Source organism: Mesorhizobium sp., from assembly GCF_017306585.1.
GTDB lineage: Bacteria > Pseudomonadota > Alphaproteobacteria > Rhizobiales > Rhizobiaceae > Mesorhizobium.
Window position 1 is genome coordinate 1 of sequence record NZ_JAFKIC010000353.1, and the last position, 3,144, is coordinate 3,144.

The following is a 3,144-nucleotide window of genomic DNA, read 5'->3' on the forward strand; positions in this document are numbered from 1 at the left end:
CGATCGACGGCACGCCGACCTGACGGGCGAGCAGGATGTGCTCGCGGGTCTGCGGCATCGGGCCGTCGGCGGCCGACACGACCAGGATCGCGCCGTCCATCTGCGCGGCACCGGTGATCATGTTCTTCACATAGTCGGCGTGGCCGGGGCAGTCGACGTGGGCGTAGTGGCGGTTGGCGGTCTCGTATTCGACGTGCGCCGTCGAGATGGTGATGCCGCGCGCCTTCTCTTCGGGAGCCGCGTCGATCTGGTCATAACGCTTGTATTCGCCGAAATACTTGGTGATCGCAGCCGTCAGCGACGTCTTGCCGTGATCGACGTGGCCGATCGTGCCGATGTTCACATGAGGCTTAGTGCGCTCGAATTTACCTTTTGCCACTGTGGTTCTCCGTCTTACTCGTCCCGCTCGGGGAAATTGATATTCGCTCTATCCGTCCCGGAAACGCGCAAGAACTGCGGTTCCGGTGGCACAGGCATTCTTACGCGTACTTTTTCTGGACTTCCTGGGCCACCGCCGTAGGGACCGGCTCATAGTGATCGAACTGCATCGTGTAGGCCGCGCGGCCCTGGCTCATCGAGCGCAGGTTGTCGACGTACTTGAACATGTTGGCCAGCGGCACCATCGCATTGATCACGACGGCCACGCCGCGTGCTTCCTGGCCCTGGATCTGGCCGCGGCGGCCGTTCAGGTCACCGATGACGCTGCCGACATAATCCTCAGGCGTCACGACTTCGACCTTCATGATCGGCTCCAGCAGCTGCACGCCAAGCTTGGGTGCGGCCTCACGGAAGCAAGCGCGAGAGGCGATTTCGAAGGCCAGGACCGAAGAGTCGACGTCGTGGTATGCGCCGTCGATCAGCGTCGCGCGGACACCGATCATCGGGAAGCCCGCGAACGGACCAGCGCCCATGACGCTCTGGATGCCCTTCTCGACGCCCGGGATGTATTCCTTCGGCACCGCGCCGCCGACGATCTTGGACTCGAACACGAACTCTTCGCTCTCGGTGTTCGGCTCGAACACAACCTTGACGCGGGCGAACTGGCCCGTGCCGCCGGTCTGCTTCTTGTGCGTGTAGTCCTGCTCGTGCTTGCGGGTGATCGTCTCGCGATAGGCCACCTGCGGCGCGCCGACATTGGCTTCCACCTTGAACTCGCGACGCATGCGGTCGACGATGATGTCGAGGTGCAGTTCGCCCATGCCGGAGATGATCGTCTGGCCGCTTTCCTCGTCGGTCTTGACGCGGAAGGACGGATCCTCGGCGGCCAGGCGGTGAAGGGCGAGGCCCATCTTTTCCTGGTCGTTCTTGGTCTTCGGCTCGATCGCGATCTGGATGACCGGATCGGGGAATTCCATGCGCTCGAGGATGACCGGGTGCAGCGGATCGCACAGCGTGTCGCCGGTGGTGGTGTCCTTGAGGCCGGCCAGGGCGACGATGTCGCCGGCAAAAGCTTCTTCGACGTCGGCGCGCGAGTTCGCATGCATCTGCAGCATGCGGCCGATGCGCTCCTTCTTGCCCTTGACGGTGTTGTCGACCGAGATGCCCTTGGTGAGCTTGCCGGAGTAGATGCGCGCGAAGGTCAGCGAACCCACGAACGGGTCGTTCATGATCTTGAACGCAAGCATCGACAGCGGCTCGTCGTCGACCGCATGACGCTCGATTTCAGCATCGGTCTTGGCATCGACGCCCTTGATGGCGGGGACGTCGGCCGGCGACGGCAGATACTCGACGACGGCGTCGAGCAGCGGCTGCACGCCCTTGTTCTTGAAGGCCGAGCCGCAGAACATCGGGAAGAACTTGACCGCGATCGTGCCCTTGCGGATCAGCGAGCGGATCTCGTCATTCGACGGCATCTTGCCTTCGAGATAGTTCTCGAGAGCGCCCTCGTCCATTTCGACGGCGGCTTCTATCATCTTCTCGCGGTATTCCTCGGCACGAGCCTTGAGGTCGGCGGGGATCTCGACGACGTCCCAGGCAGCGCCCAGCGTCTCGTCGCGCCAGACGAGCGCGTTCATCTCGACCAGGTCGACGACGCCCTTGAACTCGGTCTCGGCGCCAATCGGCAGCTGCATGACGACAGCCTGCGCGCCAAGGCGCGAACCGATCATCTCGACCGAGCGGTAGAAGTCGGCGCCGATCTTGTCCATCTTGTTGCAGAAGATCATGCGCGGCACGCGGTACTTGTCGGCCTGGCGCCAGACAGTTTCCGTCTGCGGCTCGACACCGGCGTTGGCGTCGAGCAGCGCGATGGCGCCGTCGAGCACGCGCAGCGAACGCTCGACTTCGATGGTGAAGTCGACGTGTCCGGGGGTGTCGATGATGTTGAAGCGGCGCATCTTGCCGTCACGGCCCTTCCAGAAGGTCGTGGTCGCGGCGGACGTGATGGTGATGCCGCGTTCCTGCTCCTGCTCCATCCAGTCCATGGTCGCAGCGCCGTCGTGCACTTCGCCGATCTTGTGCGACTTGCCCGTGTAATAGAGGACGCGCTCGGTGGTCGTCGTCTTGCCGGCGTCAATATGCGCCATGATCCCGAAATTGCGGTAGTCTTCGATTTTGTATTCGCGGGCCATCGTAGCTGCCTCTCAGTCCTGTTCGCGCTTTACCAGCGGTAGTGTGCGAAAGCGCGGTTGGCTTCAGCCATTTTGTGGGTGTCTTCACGCTTCTTGACGGCCGTGCCGCGGTTGTTGGCCGCATCCATCAGCTCGCCGGAGAGGCGATCGATCATCGTGGTCTCGTTGCGGTTGCGGGCGGCAGCGATCAGCCAGCGGATGGCCAATGCCTGACGACGCTCGGGGCGCACGTCGACCGGAACCTGGTAGGTGGCGCCGCCGACGCGACGCGAACGCACTTCAACATGCGGCGCGACATTGTCGAGCGCCTGATGGAAGACGGTGACCGGCTCCTGCTTGGTCTTCGACTGGACCTGGTCGAGCGCACCGTAGACGATGGTCTCGGCAACCGACTTCTTGCCGTCATACATGACGGCGTTCATGAACTTGGTAACGATCAGATCGCCGAACTTCGGATCCGGGTTGATCTCACGCTTTTCTGCACTGTGACGACGGGACATGGCTTTTGTCTCTCAATCTCTCATAGCCCGGCGCAGTGAAAAAAAGCGCCGAAGCCGGAAAACCTTACTTCGGA

Annotated in this window: 3 protein-coding genes; all 3 read right to left on the minus strand. The window is 62.5% G+C overall.

Annotated features, from left to right (window positions below; all coding sequences use genetic code 11):
- Positions 1-379: GTP-binding protein (locus tag J0I79_RS34585; RefSeq protein WP_292870538.1), on the minus strand; the 379-nt coding region annotated here is incomplete at its 3' end.
- A gap of 100 nt (positions 380-479) precedes the next feature.
- Positions 480-2,570, minus strand: a complete 2,091-nt coding sequence (gene fusA / locus J0I79_RS34590; protein ID WP_292870541.1) for an elongation factor G — start codon at positions 2,568-2,570, stop codon at positions 480-482.
- Between the two features lie 29 nt (positions 2,571-2,599).
- Complete coding sequence (gene rpsG, locus J0I79_RS34595; protein ID WP_006202127.1) at positions 2,600-3,070, minus strand: 30S ribosomal protein S7; 471 nt, start codon at positions 3,068-3,070, stop codon at positions 2,600-2,602.
- Positions 3,071-3,144: the final 74 nt, after the last annotated feature.